Below are 12634 nucleotides of genomic sequence, written 5' to 3'. Positions count from 1 at the left end.
GGTGTCGATCACCTTCGCCTCTTCGACGCTAGAGCACTTCCGAACCCCCTGCACTCCCGGGTGCCCTCGACCGAGATCAGTGCGGACTCGGCGTCGAAGCCCGCACGGCGTTCCCAGCCCTCGACGCGGCCGCGCAGGGTGTCGTACGGCAGCCAGTCCGGGCCCTGCGCCAGCATGTCGGCGGTGGGCTCGTGCCATTTGACGCCGCTCGACTCGTCCTCGCCGTAGAGCACGAAGCGACCCTGGCCCATCCGGGCCAGGGTCCACCACGTGCAGCCGGCGTCGCCCGTCGGAACACCCGGGTTCGGCCGTCGCCGCCACACCTTCAGGTATGCGCGCGGGCTCCTCAGTGTGTCCGCGGAGTGTGGGTGCACAGGGCCCAGATGACGAACACGCCGATGCCGATGGCGACGATCGACCAGAACGGGGTGTACGGCAGCCACATGAAGTGCGCGATCACGTACAGGCAGGTGATCACGATACCGGCGATCCGGCCGGCCTCCAGGTCCTTGAGGATCAACGCGCCGGTTCCGACCACGATGATGCCGATGATGAGGTTGATCCAGCCCCAGGTCGTGAGGTCGAACTTGAAGGTGTAGTCGCCGATGCGCTGGTACACCTCGTCCTTGGAGATGGCGACGATGCCTTCGATGATGGCGAAGGCACCGGCGACGATCATCAGGACGCCGGCGAACGTCGTGCCGCCCGAAGCCCAGGCGTTCTTGGTACTGCTCGGTGTGGTACTCGGCGTGCTGCTCATTGCGCCGCCTCTCTCTCGGGTGCGGGACCTGGTTCCGCATGCCACGTCGGTCCCGTAACCCATCCTGCGCACCAGTGGCGCAGGGCGCACGTCGGGGCGTATTCCCCCTGGTCGCAGAGCGTGAGCAGGCGCGGGACGCGGCCATGGGACAGCAGGGCGGCAGCCGGGATGCCGTGCGCGGCATACCGGCCAAAGCGCCGCCGCGAGGGCGTGCCCGAGGCGGGAGCCGGGCAGGACTCCGGCCATGTTGAGCCATCAGAGTGAGCTGCCCCGTCAGATCTCCGACGCGCACGTCGACGCCCTGGTCACGCTCGACCCGATCACCGGCACGTACCTCGGCACCTGCGCCGGCTCCGGCAGACTGCCGGACTTCTCGCCCGACGGGGCCCTCGCGGAGGCCGAGCTCGCGCGGGAGACCCTCGTACGGCTCGCCGTGGCCGACGGGGCCGGCGTAGGCGTGGACGTCGACGTGGAACGGCGGTGCGCGCGGCTGCTGCGGGAGCGGCTCGACGCGGAACTCGCCCAGCACGAGGCCGGCGAGCACCTGCGGGCGGTGAACAACATCTCCTCGCCCCTGCACCGGGTACGCAAGGTCTTCGCGGTGATGCCGACCCGTACTCCCGAGGACTGGGCGGCGATCGCGCAACGGCTGCGGGCCGTTCCCGCGTGCCTGAGCGGGTACCGCGCCTCCCTCGCCGAAGGACTGCGCCTCGGAACGGCGGCGGCGCCGCGCCAGGTCCGGGCCAACGTGGCCCAACTGGAGGAGTGGCTGGGCAACGGGCGCGGCGGGTTCGCCGGCCTGGCCGCCGGGGCGCCGGCGCAGCTGCGCAATGAGGTCGAGGCCGCGGCACGGACGGCGACGAGCGCCTTCGCGGAGCTGGGGGAGTGGTTCGGGCGCGAGTACGGCGCGCGGGCCGCCGGTGCGGGTGCCGGTGCCGGCACCGAGGACGCGGTCGGGCGTGAGCGCTACGGGCGCTTCGCCCGCTACTACACCGGCGCGGACCTCGACCTCGACGAGGCGTACGCGTACGGCTGGGAGGAGTTCCACCGGCTGTTGCCCGAGATGCGGGCCGAGGCGGCGCGCATCCTGCCGGGCGGGCAGGACCCCTGGGTCGTGCTGGCCTGGCTGGGCCGGCACGGCCGGAGCATCAGCGGCGTGGAGGAGACCAGGCTCTGGCTGCAGGCCCTGATGGACGAGGCCGTGGAGGCCCTGGACGGGCGGCACTTCGACATCGCCGATCCGGTCAGGCGCGTCGAATCGTGCATCGCGCCGCCCGGTGGCGCGGGGGCCCCGTACTACTCGCAGCCGTCACTGGACTTCACGCGTCCGGGCCGGACCTGGCTGCCCACGCTCGGCAGGACCCGCTTCCCCACCCACGGCCTCGTGTCGACCTGGTACCACGAGGGACTGCCCGGCCACCATCTCCAGCTGGCGCACTGGACGTTCGTCGCGGACGGGCTGTCCCGCTACCAGACGAAGGTCGGCAAGGTGAGCGCCACCACCGAGGGCTGGGCCCTGTACGCCGAACGCCTCATGGACGAACTGGGGTTCTTCACCGATCCCGGGCACCGGCTGGGCCATCTCGACGCCCAGATGATGCGTGCCGTCCGCGTGGTGATCGACATCGGCATGCACCTGCGGTTGCGCATCCCCGCGCACTCGCCGCTGCGACCCGGGGAGCGGTGGACGCCCTCATCGGCACGGGAGTTCCTCGGCCGCTACTCCAGCCGGCCCGCCGCCTGCCTGGACAGCGAGATCATCCGTTATCTGGGCAGGCCCGGCCAGGCCATCTCGTACAAACTCGGCGAGCGGGCCTGGCTGGAGGGCCGGGAGCGGGCCCGGGCCAAACAGGGCGCGGACTTCGACCTCAAGCGCTGGCACATGGCCGCGCTCTCGCTCGGCTCGGTCGGCCTCGGGGACCTGGGCGACGAACTCGGAGCGCTGTAGCCGGTATTTCCCGGCGTACGACGACGACGGCGACGGCGGCCCGCCGGTCCCGGCGGGGTGCGGTGGCTACGGGCGGGAGGCGGTGTGTTCGAGGATGGTGCGGACCTCCGAGGTGATCGCGGTCTCGTTGTTCTCGAACTCGGGGCCGGTCAGCAGGCCCGGGTCCGCCGGCAGGCCGGTGAGGACGGGGGTGTGCAGGTGGCCGCCGGGCAGCTGCGGGGCGAGTTCGCCGCGGAGCCGGTTGGAGCGGTAGGCCACCTCGTTGGACAGGTAGCCGCCCCCGCCGCCCGCGACCGCCCGCGAACCGGGCGTCGGGCCGTCGGCGCGGTCCACCGGCGCGGCGGCGCCCGCCGGGATCTCGGTGACGGCGGTGTTGAGGAGCACCGGGTACGGGCTCTGGACGGCGCCGGTGACCGCGTCGGCGGGGAGCGTGGTCCGGATGAACTCCGCGCCCGGGGCGAGGCCGGGTGCGGTCACCGGGTGCTCGCGGGTGCCGCCGGAGAGGGAGCCGGTGTTGTCGGGGTAGGGATCCGCCGAGCGGGAGCGGCCCGCCCAGGCCTCCAGCGTGAAGATGCCGGGATAGCCCTGGCTGACGGTGGTGATGACGTCCGCCGCGCCGGGGCCGCCGGCCAGGCGCGGGGCGAAGGCCCGTTCGACGATGCCGGCGTCGAAGTCGGCGTACCGCACGGGCAGGACGACGGCGCGGATCTCGGCACGGCTCCCGTCGGCGAGGGTGATGCGGCGGCCGTTGAGCCGGAGGGCGGCGGAACCGGAGGGGTTCGCGCGGCGCAGCTCGGTGTCGAGCCCGAAGGGGTCGAAGCCGCTGATGAAGACGCGCCGTACGCCCGGCGCCGGCCGGAAGGCGTTGTCGGTGAGGCCGCGGGAGGCGTCCTCGAAGCGCGTGCGCAGCGCGGGACGGTCGACGGCGAACCCCGGTTCCCAGCGGGTGAGCGCGGTGGTCATGGCGAGCCGGGTCCAGTACAGCGGCCGGTCGTCGCCGGCCGGGAGGTCGCCGACAGGCCGCTGCCCCTGGGCGCGCCGTACGGCTGCCTGCCAGAGCGCCTCGCCCCAGCCGTCGAGCAGCCGCCCGGCCTCGGCGGAGCTCCGGACCGCGCACAGCGCGGCGGGGAAGCGCCGTACGAAGTCCCCGAAACCGGCGCGTTCGACGAGCGCCGCGGTCCGCGCATCCGAGAGCCGCGCCTGCTCGGCGTCGACGGGCGCGGAGGCCGCGGTGCGGCACGGGGAGGCGTCGTCCGCGTGCGCAGGGGCGGTGGCGGAAAGGGGGAGGACGGTGGCGAGAAGGGCCGCGATCGACGCGGCTCGCCGTAAGAGCATCATGCAATGTGACATTACATAGCGGAGGTCACCTCCACCAGACGTCCTTGTCCGGGCCCGGTGCGTTCCGGTCAGCCGGGTGCGGCGGTGTCCTGGCGCCGCCGGTGCAGCGCCCCGTCGAGGGCGGCGGACAGTTCGGGCACGGTGGGCCTGGCCGCCGGATCGGGGCGCAGGCAGCCGTCGATGGCAGCCGCCAGGGCGCGGGGCAGGCGCCGGCGGGCCGCGACGGGCGGGGCCGACTCTTCGAGCTGCGGGTACCAGCCTGCCCCCTGGCCGCAATCGCCGGTCCCGTCGGCCTGGCCCGCCGTGCTCCCGTCCACGGTCTCGCCGGGGTCGAACGGAACGTCCCCCGTGGCGAGTTCGTAGAGCGTGATGCCGATGCCCCACACGTCGGCCGCTGCCGACAGGACTCCCCCGCGGGCCTGTTCGGGGGACAGGTAGCCGAACGTGCCGACACCGGCGGGGGCGATGCCGGGTGCGCGGGCGATGCTGAGGTCGAGCACCTTCGCGTGACCGCAGTCCACCACCACGTTGGACGGCTTGAGGTCCAGGTGCAGCAGGCCCTGCCGGTGCAGGTAGTGCACGGCGGAGCACAGTTGCACGCCCAGGACGGCCACGTCCTCGGCGGCCGCCCGGCGCGGCAGGCGGCCGATGAGGTGGGACAGCGTCTCGCCCGTCAGCGTTTCGAGTACGACGAGCGGCTCGGGCAACTCGAACGTCTCGTACGCGCGGACCAGATGCGGATGGGTGAAGCCCTGCAGCCAGCGGCCCTCACGGACGAGCAGGTCGCCGAGCCGTGCCTCGGCGCGGCGGTCGGGGCGCAGGACCTTCACGACGCACCGGCAGTCCCGCTCCTCGCTCCAGGCGTCGTACAGGTCGAGCCAGCCGGTCCGGTCCAGGTGCGCCAGGACCTCGTACCCCGGCGCGGGGACCGTGCCGGGCGCGAGGGGCGGGGCCGTCGGCCGGGCGGTGGTGGCGGTGGCGGCCCGGCTCATGACAGCACCTCCAGGGGGAGGGCGGCCGTCGAGGAGCCGGGGTCGGAGCCGGGAACGCCGCCGTTCATCCGGTGCAGGCGGGCATAGACGCCGTCCCGTACGAGCAGTTCCTCGTGCGTGCCGCGCTCGACGACCCGGCCCCGGTCCAGCACCACGGTGGACGTCGCGTCGCGGACGGTGAGCAGGTTGTGGGAGATCACGACCGTCGTCCGTCCGGCCATGAGCCGGCGCAGCGGTTCCATGATCCGGCGGGCCGACTCGGGGTCCAGGCCGGTGGTCGGTTCGTCCAGGAGCAGTACGGGGGCGTCCCTGACCATCGCGCGCGCGATCGCCAGGCGCTGTGCCTGTCCGCCGGACAGTGTCCGGCCCCGCTGGCCCACCAGGGTGTCGTAGCCCTCGGGGAGCAGCCGGATGAACCCGTCGGCGTCGGCCGCGCGGGCCGCCGCGACGATGTCCGCGTCCGTCGCGCCGGGCCGGCCGTAGGCGATGTTCTCCCGTACCGTGCCGTGGAAGACGAGCGTCTCCTGGAGCACCACCGCGACGTTCTCCCGCAGTTCGGACAGCCGCAGCTCCCTCAGATCGGCGCCGTCGAGGAGGACCGCCCCGCGGTCCGGGTCGTAGAAGCGCAGTTGCAGCTTGCCGACCGTGGACTTCCCGGCGCCGCTCGCACCGACCAGCGCCAGCGTCGTACCGGGCGGCACCCGGAACGACACGTCGCGCAGCGCCCACCGCGACGTGCCCGGATAGCGGAAGGAGACGCCGCGGAACTCGACATTGCCCCGGGCGCGCCCGATCCTCCGGGCACGGGCGGCTTCGACCTCGGCGACCTGCGGGCGCTGGTCGAGCAGCTCGATGATCCGCTCGGCCGACGCGGACGCCGCGTAGAACGTGTTCGTGAGCTGGGACAGATCGCGGATCGGACTGTAGAGCTTGCCCAGCAGGGCGAGGAACACCAGCAGCCCGCCCAGCGTGAGCTGCCCCTGTGCCAGCTTCCACGTGCCCAGGCCCATGACGGCCAGTGCGCCCGTCAGCTCGATCACCTCGACGATCGGGCCGTAGACGGAGCGGATGCGGGCCGAGACCATCGCCGCGCGGAACCTGCCCATGCTCTCGCGTGCGAACCGGCCTTCCTCCGTCGCCTGCCGGTTGTACGCCTGCACCAGCGCGATGTTGCCCAGCGACTCCTCGGCTATCGCGCTGATGGAGCCGCTGCGCCGCCGCCGCTCCCGCGACGCGGCCTTGACCAGTCGGGAGAAGCGCCGGGCCGCGCCCCAGAAGAGCGGCACGATGACGAGCGCGAGGAGGGTCAGGTCCCAGCGCAGGTAGAAGAGGAGGCCGAGGAAGACGCCCAACCGGATCACGTGGTAAAGGCCGTTGGCCAAGCCCGAGAGGAGGAACGTCTCGATCGCGTCCACGTCGCCGGTGATCCGTGAGAGTACGTCTCCCAGCCGGCGCCGTTCGAAGAACCCGAGCGAGAGCCCCTGGACGTGCCGGTAGACGTCCGAGCGCAGGGCCAGCAGGAAGCGTTCGCCGACCCAGGTGGACATCACGTCGTCGGCGAACTCCAGGGCGCCCGAGCAGATGACGAGACCCAGGTAGGCCAGCGCGATCCACAGGAACGGGCGCAGATCGCGCGGAACGAGGACCTCGTCCACCACGATCTTGAAGAGCCAGATCTCGGCCGCGTCGATCAGCGGGCCGATCATGCTGAAGAGGAGGATCGGGACGAGCCAGCGCCGGCCGCCCCGGGTGTAGGGCCAGAAGCGCCGGAACGCCTCGCGCGGGGAGACGGGCGGCGCCGCCGCGACGACCGCGTCGGGGTCATCGGCCACCGACAGCAGTCGCCGCAGTGCATGCCGCGCGATACGCCTCATGGACACGGTCCTCGACGATCGCCGACCGGGCGGATCAGGAAGCGGGGGCCGCCCGGCCGTTCTCGGCGGTCACCAGTTGTGGCCGTGGTGGTGATGGCCCTGGTGGCCTTGGGTGTTGGTACGGCGGCGGTGACGGCGCCTTCTGTTGGTGCTGTCATGCTCCGACGTCATGTCCCTCTTTCCGTGACGGTGTTTCGCGGGGATGAGATGAGTGAAGATCGCCATGAGCTTTCCTCCCGGAGAGTCTTCTACAGGGGCATACGCACCAGAACGCTCGAGAGATTGCGGATTCCGGAAGATTCTCCCGATCGGCACCGCGGCGCGCACGACCGCACCGCGCCACGCACGACCGGCATCGCGCCGCGGACGGGGCCCACGACCGGGTGAATCTGCAGGGTTCAGGCCGTTCTGGTATGGGATGGCCCGGCACACCCGAATTCGATGGGAGACCCACATGAAGATCCGTACCCTGGCCGTTGCGGCCTGTCTGGTCGTCGGCGCGACGCTGGGCGGGATCGGCGCCGCTTCCGCCGACGCCACCGCCGACGGCTACGCCATCGGCTCGCCGGGCGTCCTGTCGGGCAACGTGGTCCAGGTCCCGATCGACATCCCGATCAACGTCTGCGGCAACGGCATCGGCCTCATCGGGATGCTGAACCCGGCCGCCGCCAACACCTGCATCAACACCTGACACACCCCGCCCGCGGTGTCACCGGACCCGTCCGGTGACACCGCCGGGTGGCGCTAGGGAACCCCGCGGATGCGGCGGACCAGCACCGATCCCGCCAGTGCCAGAGCGCCCGCGAGCGCGTACAGCGTGGTGTACCCGCCGAAGTGCGTGACCACCGGCGCGGCGATCACCGGAGCCAGGACCTGGGGCAGCGCGTTGGCGATGTTGATGACGCCGAGATCCCGGCCCCGGTCCTCAGCCGTCGGCAGCACATCCGTCAGCAGAGCGAAGTCCACCGACGTGTACACGCCGAAGCCGACCCCGAGGACCAGCGAGGCGACGATCGCCCCGGTCCACGTCTGCCACACGGCGAGCAGCAGGGTGGCCGCCGAGATGACCAGCCCCGCCCCGATGACGTTCGCGAGGAGGACCAGTCCGGCCGCCCCGCCGGCGACCCCGGCCGCCACCCAGGGGATCCGCCGGCCCACCGACGCCGTCGTACGGTCGGACAGGGCCCCGAAGACCGGGTTGGCCACCATCGAGACGGCTGCTCCCACCCCCGTGACCAGCGCGAGGGTGGTCGCCTTGTGCTGCGGGGCGAGCTGCTCCGCCTGGCGGGCCAGGAGCAGCTGGAGCGGGCCGAACCAGCCGACCCAGACCCCGAGACTGGCGAGGGACAGGGCACCCACCCACCGCCCGTCGACCGGGCCGGCGGTCTTCGCGTCCGACTGCCCGACGGTCATCTGCCGCTCTTGATCACGTCGCTGTCGTCCCACCCCGGGCAGATCGAGGTCGCAGGTCCGCTTCGCTCGGATGAGGCCTTCCACTCCCGGTGCTGACGGCGCATGAAATCGGCGATGCACCCTGGGGCGGCCGTGGCTAGGGTGTTCGAATGACATCACATCTCAGTCCCGGTGCCTCGGGAGCCCTTCGCCGCTTTGCCGGATGGGTTGCCCGCAGTTCGGTGGGCTACCCGATGCTGGAAGGGATCGACTACTGGGAGGAACTGCGCGAGTCGCCTTCCCAGATGGAGATCTGCTTCGCCATCTTCGCCAACGTCCTCGAACTGGACGAGCAGGGAGAGCCGGTCAACGAGAAGTACGCCGAGCGCCGGGCCGCAACGTACCTGTACTCCTATTGCACCGGGAAGCTGCCCCCGGGCCAGCCGGCCATCGAGCCGTGGGAATGCGAGCTCAATTGACCCACGCGCACTGGCGCTCCGGGGTTTGGAGGACATGGGTTCGGCACCGTTGATTCGCCCGGCGCCGGTTCCCGGCGTGCGGCTGCTCCCGGAGAGGCAGAGCCGCACTCCGTTCCTTCAGCCGGCACACGCCCTTCGGTCCGGTGCGACCGATGACCTCGGTGCGGGTTGCTCGGACGGCGGGAGGCCCGGTCACGGCGCGCCGGACGAGACCCAGATCCTGATGGTGCTACCGGGACCGATGCGGCTGAAGCTTCTCGGCTCCTGCCTGACGACCTCGCCGCTCGGCCAGACCTTGTCCGGAACGAGTTGCTCCTCAAGCTTGAAATGCCCGATCTCCGCGCAGGTGCGGGCGTTCGCCACGGTCATGTGCTCAAGTGACGGCACTTCTTGGGGTTGTCCATCGGTCGTACTGTCGCAGTCGGAGAGCTCGCCAACGGCCCTGGGGTCACCGCCGGTGGAGATCCAGACCTTGACGGTGCCGCCGACGGCGATGCTCTCCGTTCCCGGTTCCTGTCGTGCCACCTGGCCGGCCGGTATGCGCGAGTCCTGGACCTTCCCGGCCTCCTCCATCTTGAGGTGGGCGATGTCCGCGCAGATCCGGGCGGCGTCCGGGGTCCTGTCCTTGAGCCAGGGGGTGGAGACCTTGCCCTGGTTCTCCTCGACCTCGCAGTTGGCAAGGTCGCCCTGGGCCCTGGGATCACCGCCCGTCGACACCCAGACGGTGATGGTGCTGCCGCGCTTGACCGACTGACCCTGATCCGGTTCCTGCCGCGCGACGGTGTCCTTGTTGCGCTTGACCCCGGTGGTGGTCTTCTGGTCGATCTTCAGTCCGGCGATCTCCGCGCAGGTACGCGCCTCGGCGGGCGACATGCCCGTGAACGAGGGCGGGTAGAGCCCGCCGTTCCCGGTGGTGACCGGTTCGCATTCGATGTACGGCCCGGTTGCCCGCGGGTCCGGGTTGTGAGCGGAGCCGGGAAACGCGTGCCGCATGCCGAACACGCTCGCGGCCGCTATGAACCCGAGGACGGGAAACGAGGCCCGGGCGAGGATTCTGCGGTTGCGCACAGTCCGTCGGATGTACTCCTGCCTGGAGCGGATTGCTGCTGCGAAGGCGTCGTCGGCGTCACGGGTCGGCGCCCCGAAGGTCTCGGCTGCACCGTCACCGGCAGTGACGCTCTCCTCCGCGACAGTGGGGGCGGCGTACGGCGGATGCGCCCGGGTGGGCGATTCGCCTGCGGCGACCCGGCGGACGTCATCGGCCATGGCGCGGGCGCTCCGGTAGCGTCCGGCGGGCTCCTTGCTGAGGGCGCGGGCCACGACGGCATCGACGGCCGGGGGCAGCGCCGGGTTGATCGAGGACGGGACCGGCGGCGGCTGCTGGACGTGCTGGTAGAGCACGCTCATCGTCGAATCGCCGTCGAACGGCAGTGTGCCGGTGGCCAGTTCGAAGAGCATGCAGCCGACCGAGTAGAGGTCGGAGCGGGCGTCGGCGGGCTTGCCCAGCGCCTGCTCGGGCGAGAGGTACTGGGGTGTGCCGAGCACGGTGCCGGTCCGGGTCATCGCGGTGGCGTCCGACTGCAGCGCACGGGCGATGCCGAAGTCCATCACCTTGACCGTGCCGTCGCCCGTCGTCATCACGTTGGCGGGCTTGATGTCCCGGTGGATCATTCCCTGCCGGTGACTGCACTCCAGGGCGTCCAGCACGGCCGCGGTCACGGCCAGCGCGCGGTCCAGCGGGAACCTGCCACCGGCCGGGTCCGCGGCCCGGTCCCGGATGAGCTCGCGCACCGATCGGCCCTGTACGTACTCCATGACGATGTACGGCACGACGCCGTCGGGCCCGGTGTCCTCGCCACTGTCGTGCACGGCCACGATATTGACGTGGCTGAGCGCCGCGACCGCCCGGGCCTCACGGCGGAAGCGCTCGCGGAATGAGGGGTCGCGGGCCAGGTCCGCGTGCAGCGTCTTCACCGCGACGGTGCGTCCCAGCACTGTGTCCTGGGCGCGGTACACGGACGCCATGCCACCCTCGCCGAGAGGTTCCTGCAGGACGTAACGGCCCTGCCCGACCGCGCGGACCGGCCCCACCGCGTGCAAGTTCTCGGTCTCCTCGACGTCCATCCCCCTGCCTTCCCCAGCCGCCATCTCGGCGCGAGACCCCACCGTGTGAACGCGGACTTTGGTGACGAGCCCGCCGCCGGGTCGAACCGATCGCCCCCTGCCGACGTTCGCCCGAGTGTCCCATGGCCGGTCGCCCCGCACGTCATCGGGTTGAACAAGCACATGTTGGGAAGCCGCAGGCGTCCTGTTCGGCGGCACCGCATCAACCCGGACCGATCTCGACGAGCTCGATCGCCACTGCTGAGCCCAATTACCCCGCTTGGAACTTCCGGTGAGTTGCGATCAGGTCGCGGTACCACGCGTACGACGCCTTCGGAGTGCGCAGCTGCGTCTCGAAGTCGACGTGGACCAGCCCGAACCGCTGCCGGTAGCCCTCCGCCCACTCGAAGTTGTCGAGGATCGACCAGATGAAGTAGCCGCGGACGTCGACGCCCTGTTCCATCGCCCGGTGCAGGGCGTCCAGATGTCCTGAGTGGTAGGCGATCCGGCGCGTGTCGGCGATCCGCCCCGTCACGGGATCGGGCCCGTCACCGTACGAGCAGCCGTTCTCGGTGATGTACACCGGCGGCAGCCGGTCGCCGTAGCGCTCGTGCAGGGAGACGAGCAGTTCGCGCAGCCCGTCCGGGACCACCGGCCAGCCGAAGTCCGTGTGCTCGCACCCCTCGATCGGGCGGATGCCGAAGGGGAGGTCCGCCGGGATCTCGATCCCTCCGAACTCGCCCGCGGGGGATGCGGGTTGCGGGGCGCCGACGAGCATCGGGTTGTAGTAGTTGACGCCGTACCAGTCCAGCGGGGCCGAGATCGCCTTCAGGTCCTCGGCCACCGGTCCGGGCAGCAGCGAGGCCAGGCCCTCGTCCGGATAGGCGCCCGTCAGGAGGGGGTCGGCGAAGAGGCGGTTCGTGAGTACGTCGTACAGCTCGGCGGCGGCCCGGTCGGCCTCGGCGGCTCCGCCGCGGCCGTCCCCGGCGGTCCACACGGGGCTGTGCGAGACGGCGATGCCGATCCGGCGGGCGCCCGCGGCCCGCAGGGCCGCTGCGCCCAGGCCGTGGGCCAGCAGCTGGTGGTGGGCCGCGGGCAGGGCGTCGAAGACGAGACGCCGGCCGGGGGCGTGCTCGCCCAGGCCGTACCCCAGGAGGGTGACCTCGGCGGGCTCGTTGATGGTGATCCACATCGGGACGCGGTCGGCGAGCCGCTGCGCGACCACCGAGGCGTACGCCGCGAACCGCTCGGCGGTGTCGCGGCTGAGCCAGCCGCCCTTCTCCTCCAGGGCGAGCGGGGTGTCCCAGTGGAACAGGGTGGGCGCCGGGGCGATGCCGGCGGCGCACAGCTCGTCGACCAGGCGGTCGTAGAAGTCCAGCCCCTTGCGGTTGACCTGCCCCTGGCCCTCCGGCAGGACCCGCGACCAGGAAACAGAGAAGCGGTAGGCGCCGACGCCGAGTCCGGCCATCAGGGCCACGTCCTCGCGGTAGCGGCGGTAGTGGTCGGTGGCCACGGCCGCGTGAGAGCCGTCTCTGATGCGCCCCGGCTCCCCGGTGAAGGCGTCCCAGGAGGAGGGGCCGCGGCCGTCGGCGGTGGGCGAGCCCTCGATCTGGAACGCCGAGGCGGAGACGCCCCAGAGGAAGTCGGCGGGGAACGCGGGTACGGGCGCAGTCATACGGGCTCACTTCGGTCACGGGTGCGCGTACGGGTCGCCAACAGGGCTGTGCACCACCACTGTCGGATGCATC

The 12634-nt window shown here is 71.7% G+C and carries 11 protein-coding genes; 3 read left to right on the top strand and 8 right to left on the bottom strand.

Features of this window, described 5'->3' with window-relative positions:
- Positions 1 to 8: 8 nt before the first annotated feature.
- Together ABTY04_RS29255 and ABTY04_RS29250 are read right to left on the bottom strand one after the other, a co-directional pair.
- On the bottom strand, positions 9 to 251 hold the full coding sequence (locus tag ABTY04_RS29255) for a hypothetical protein (RefSeq protein ID WP_352216406.1): 243 nt from the start codon (positions 249 to 251) through the stop codon (positions 9 to 11).
- Positions 252 to 346: 95 nt separating this feature from the next.
- Positions 347 to 760, bottom strand: coding sequence for a DUF7144 family membrane protein (locus tag ABTY04_RS29250; RefSeq protein ID WP_352216405.1), 414 nt, complete (start codon positions 758 to 760; stop codon positions 347 to 349).
- Positions 761 to 1004: 244 nt separating this feature from the next.
- Between ABTY04_RS29250 and ABTY04_RS29245 the strand changes: the two genes are divergently transcribed.
- Complete coding sequence (locus tag ABTY04_RS29245; protein WP_352216404.1) at positions 1005 to 2708, top strand: DUF885 domain-containing protein; 1704 nt, start codon at positions 1005 to 1007, stop codon at positions 2706 to 2708.
- 66 nt (positions 2709 to 2774) lie between these two features.
- Here ABTY04_RS29245 and ABTY04_RS29240 read toward each other — a convergent pair whose 3' ends face one another.
- The 3 genes from ABTY04_RS29240 to ABTY04_RS29230 form a co-directional block, all read right to left on the bottom strand.
- A complete protein-coding gene (locus ABTY04_RS29240; RefSeq protein ID WP_352216403.1) occupies positions 2775 to 4046 on the bottom strand; it encodes a PA0049 C-terminal domain-containing protein in 1272 nt (423 codons plus the stop codon).
- Positions 4047 to 4114: 68 nt separating this feature from the next.
- On the bottom strand, positions 4115 to 5038 hold the full coding sequence (locus tag ABTY04_RS29235) for a serine/threonine-protein kinase (RefSeq protein WP_352216402.1): 924 nt from the start codon (positions 5036 to 5038) through the stop codon (positions 4115 to 4117).
- Positions 5035 to 6912 (bottom strand): ABC transporter ATP-binding protein, encoded by a 1878-nt coding sequence (locus tag ABTY04_RS29230; RefSeq protein ID WP_352216401.1) that lies wholly within the window; start codon positions 6910 to 6912, stop codon positions 5035 to 5037. Before ABTY04_RS29230 ends, ABTY04_RS29235 begins: the two co-directional genes overlap by 4 nt.
- Positions 6913 to 7366: 454 nt before the next feature.
- Between ABTY04_RS29230 and ABTY04_RS29225 the strand changes: the two genes are divergently transcribed.
- Positions 7367 to 7603 (top strand): chaplin, encoded by a 237-nt coding sequence (locus ABTY04_RS29225; protein ID WP_352216400.1) that lies wholly within the window; start codon positions 7367 to 7369, stop codon positions 7601 to 7603.
- Positions 7604 to 7656: 53 nt separating this feature from the next.
- On the opposite strand, the gene ABTY04_RS29220 is transcribed toward ABTY04_RS29225, so the two are convergent.
- Entirely contained in the window at positions 7657 to 8325 is a 669-nt protein-coding gene (locus ABTY04_RS29220) for an MFS transporter (protein WP_352216399.1), read from the bottom strand.
- Between the two features lie 149 nt (positions 8326 to 8474).
- Here ABTY04_RS29220 and ABTY04_RS29215 point away from each other — a divergent pair, with 149 nt between their 5' ends.
- On the top strand, positions 8475 to 8783 hold the full coding sequence (locus ABTY04_RS29215) for a DUF7677 family protein (protein ID WP_352216398.1): 309 nt from the start codon (positions 8475 to 8477) through the stop codon (positions 8781 to 8783).
- Positions 8784 to 8975: 192 nt separating this feature from the next.
- Here the strand turns inward: ABTY04_RS29215 and pknB are convergent, their stop codons facing one another.
- Together pknB and ABTY04_RS29205 are read right to left on the bottom strand one after the other, a co-directional pair.
- Positions 8976 to 10907: a Stk1 family PASTA domain-containing Ser/Thr kinase gene (gene pknB, locus ABTY04_RS29210; protein ID WP_352216397.1), complete on the bottom strand. Its 1932-nt coding sequence runs from the start codon at positions 10905 to 10907 to the stop codon at positions 8976 to 8978.
- A 250-nt stretch (positions 10908 to 11157) separates the two neighbouring features.
- The gene (locus ABTY04_RS29205; protein ID WP_352216396.1) at positions 11158 to 12561 is read right to left on the bottom strand and encodes a GH1 family beta-glucosidase; all 1404 of its coding nucleotides are present in this window, start codon (positions 12559 to 12561) and stop codon (positions 11158 to 11160) included.
- Positions 12562 to 12634 lie beyond the last annotated feature (73 nt).

This window comes from Streptomyces sp. NPDC097981 (assembly GCF_040302565.1).
Lineage (GTDB): Bacteria > Actinomycetota > Actinomycetes > Streptomycetales > Streptomycetaceae > Streptomyces.
The sequence above is the reverse complement of the archived record's forward strand: the minus strand, read 5'-3'. Positions and strand labels throughout refer to the sequence as shown.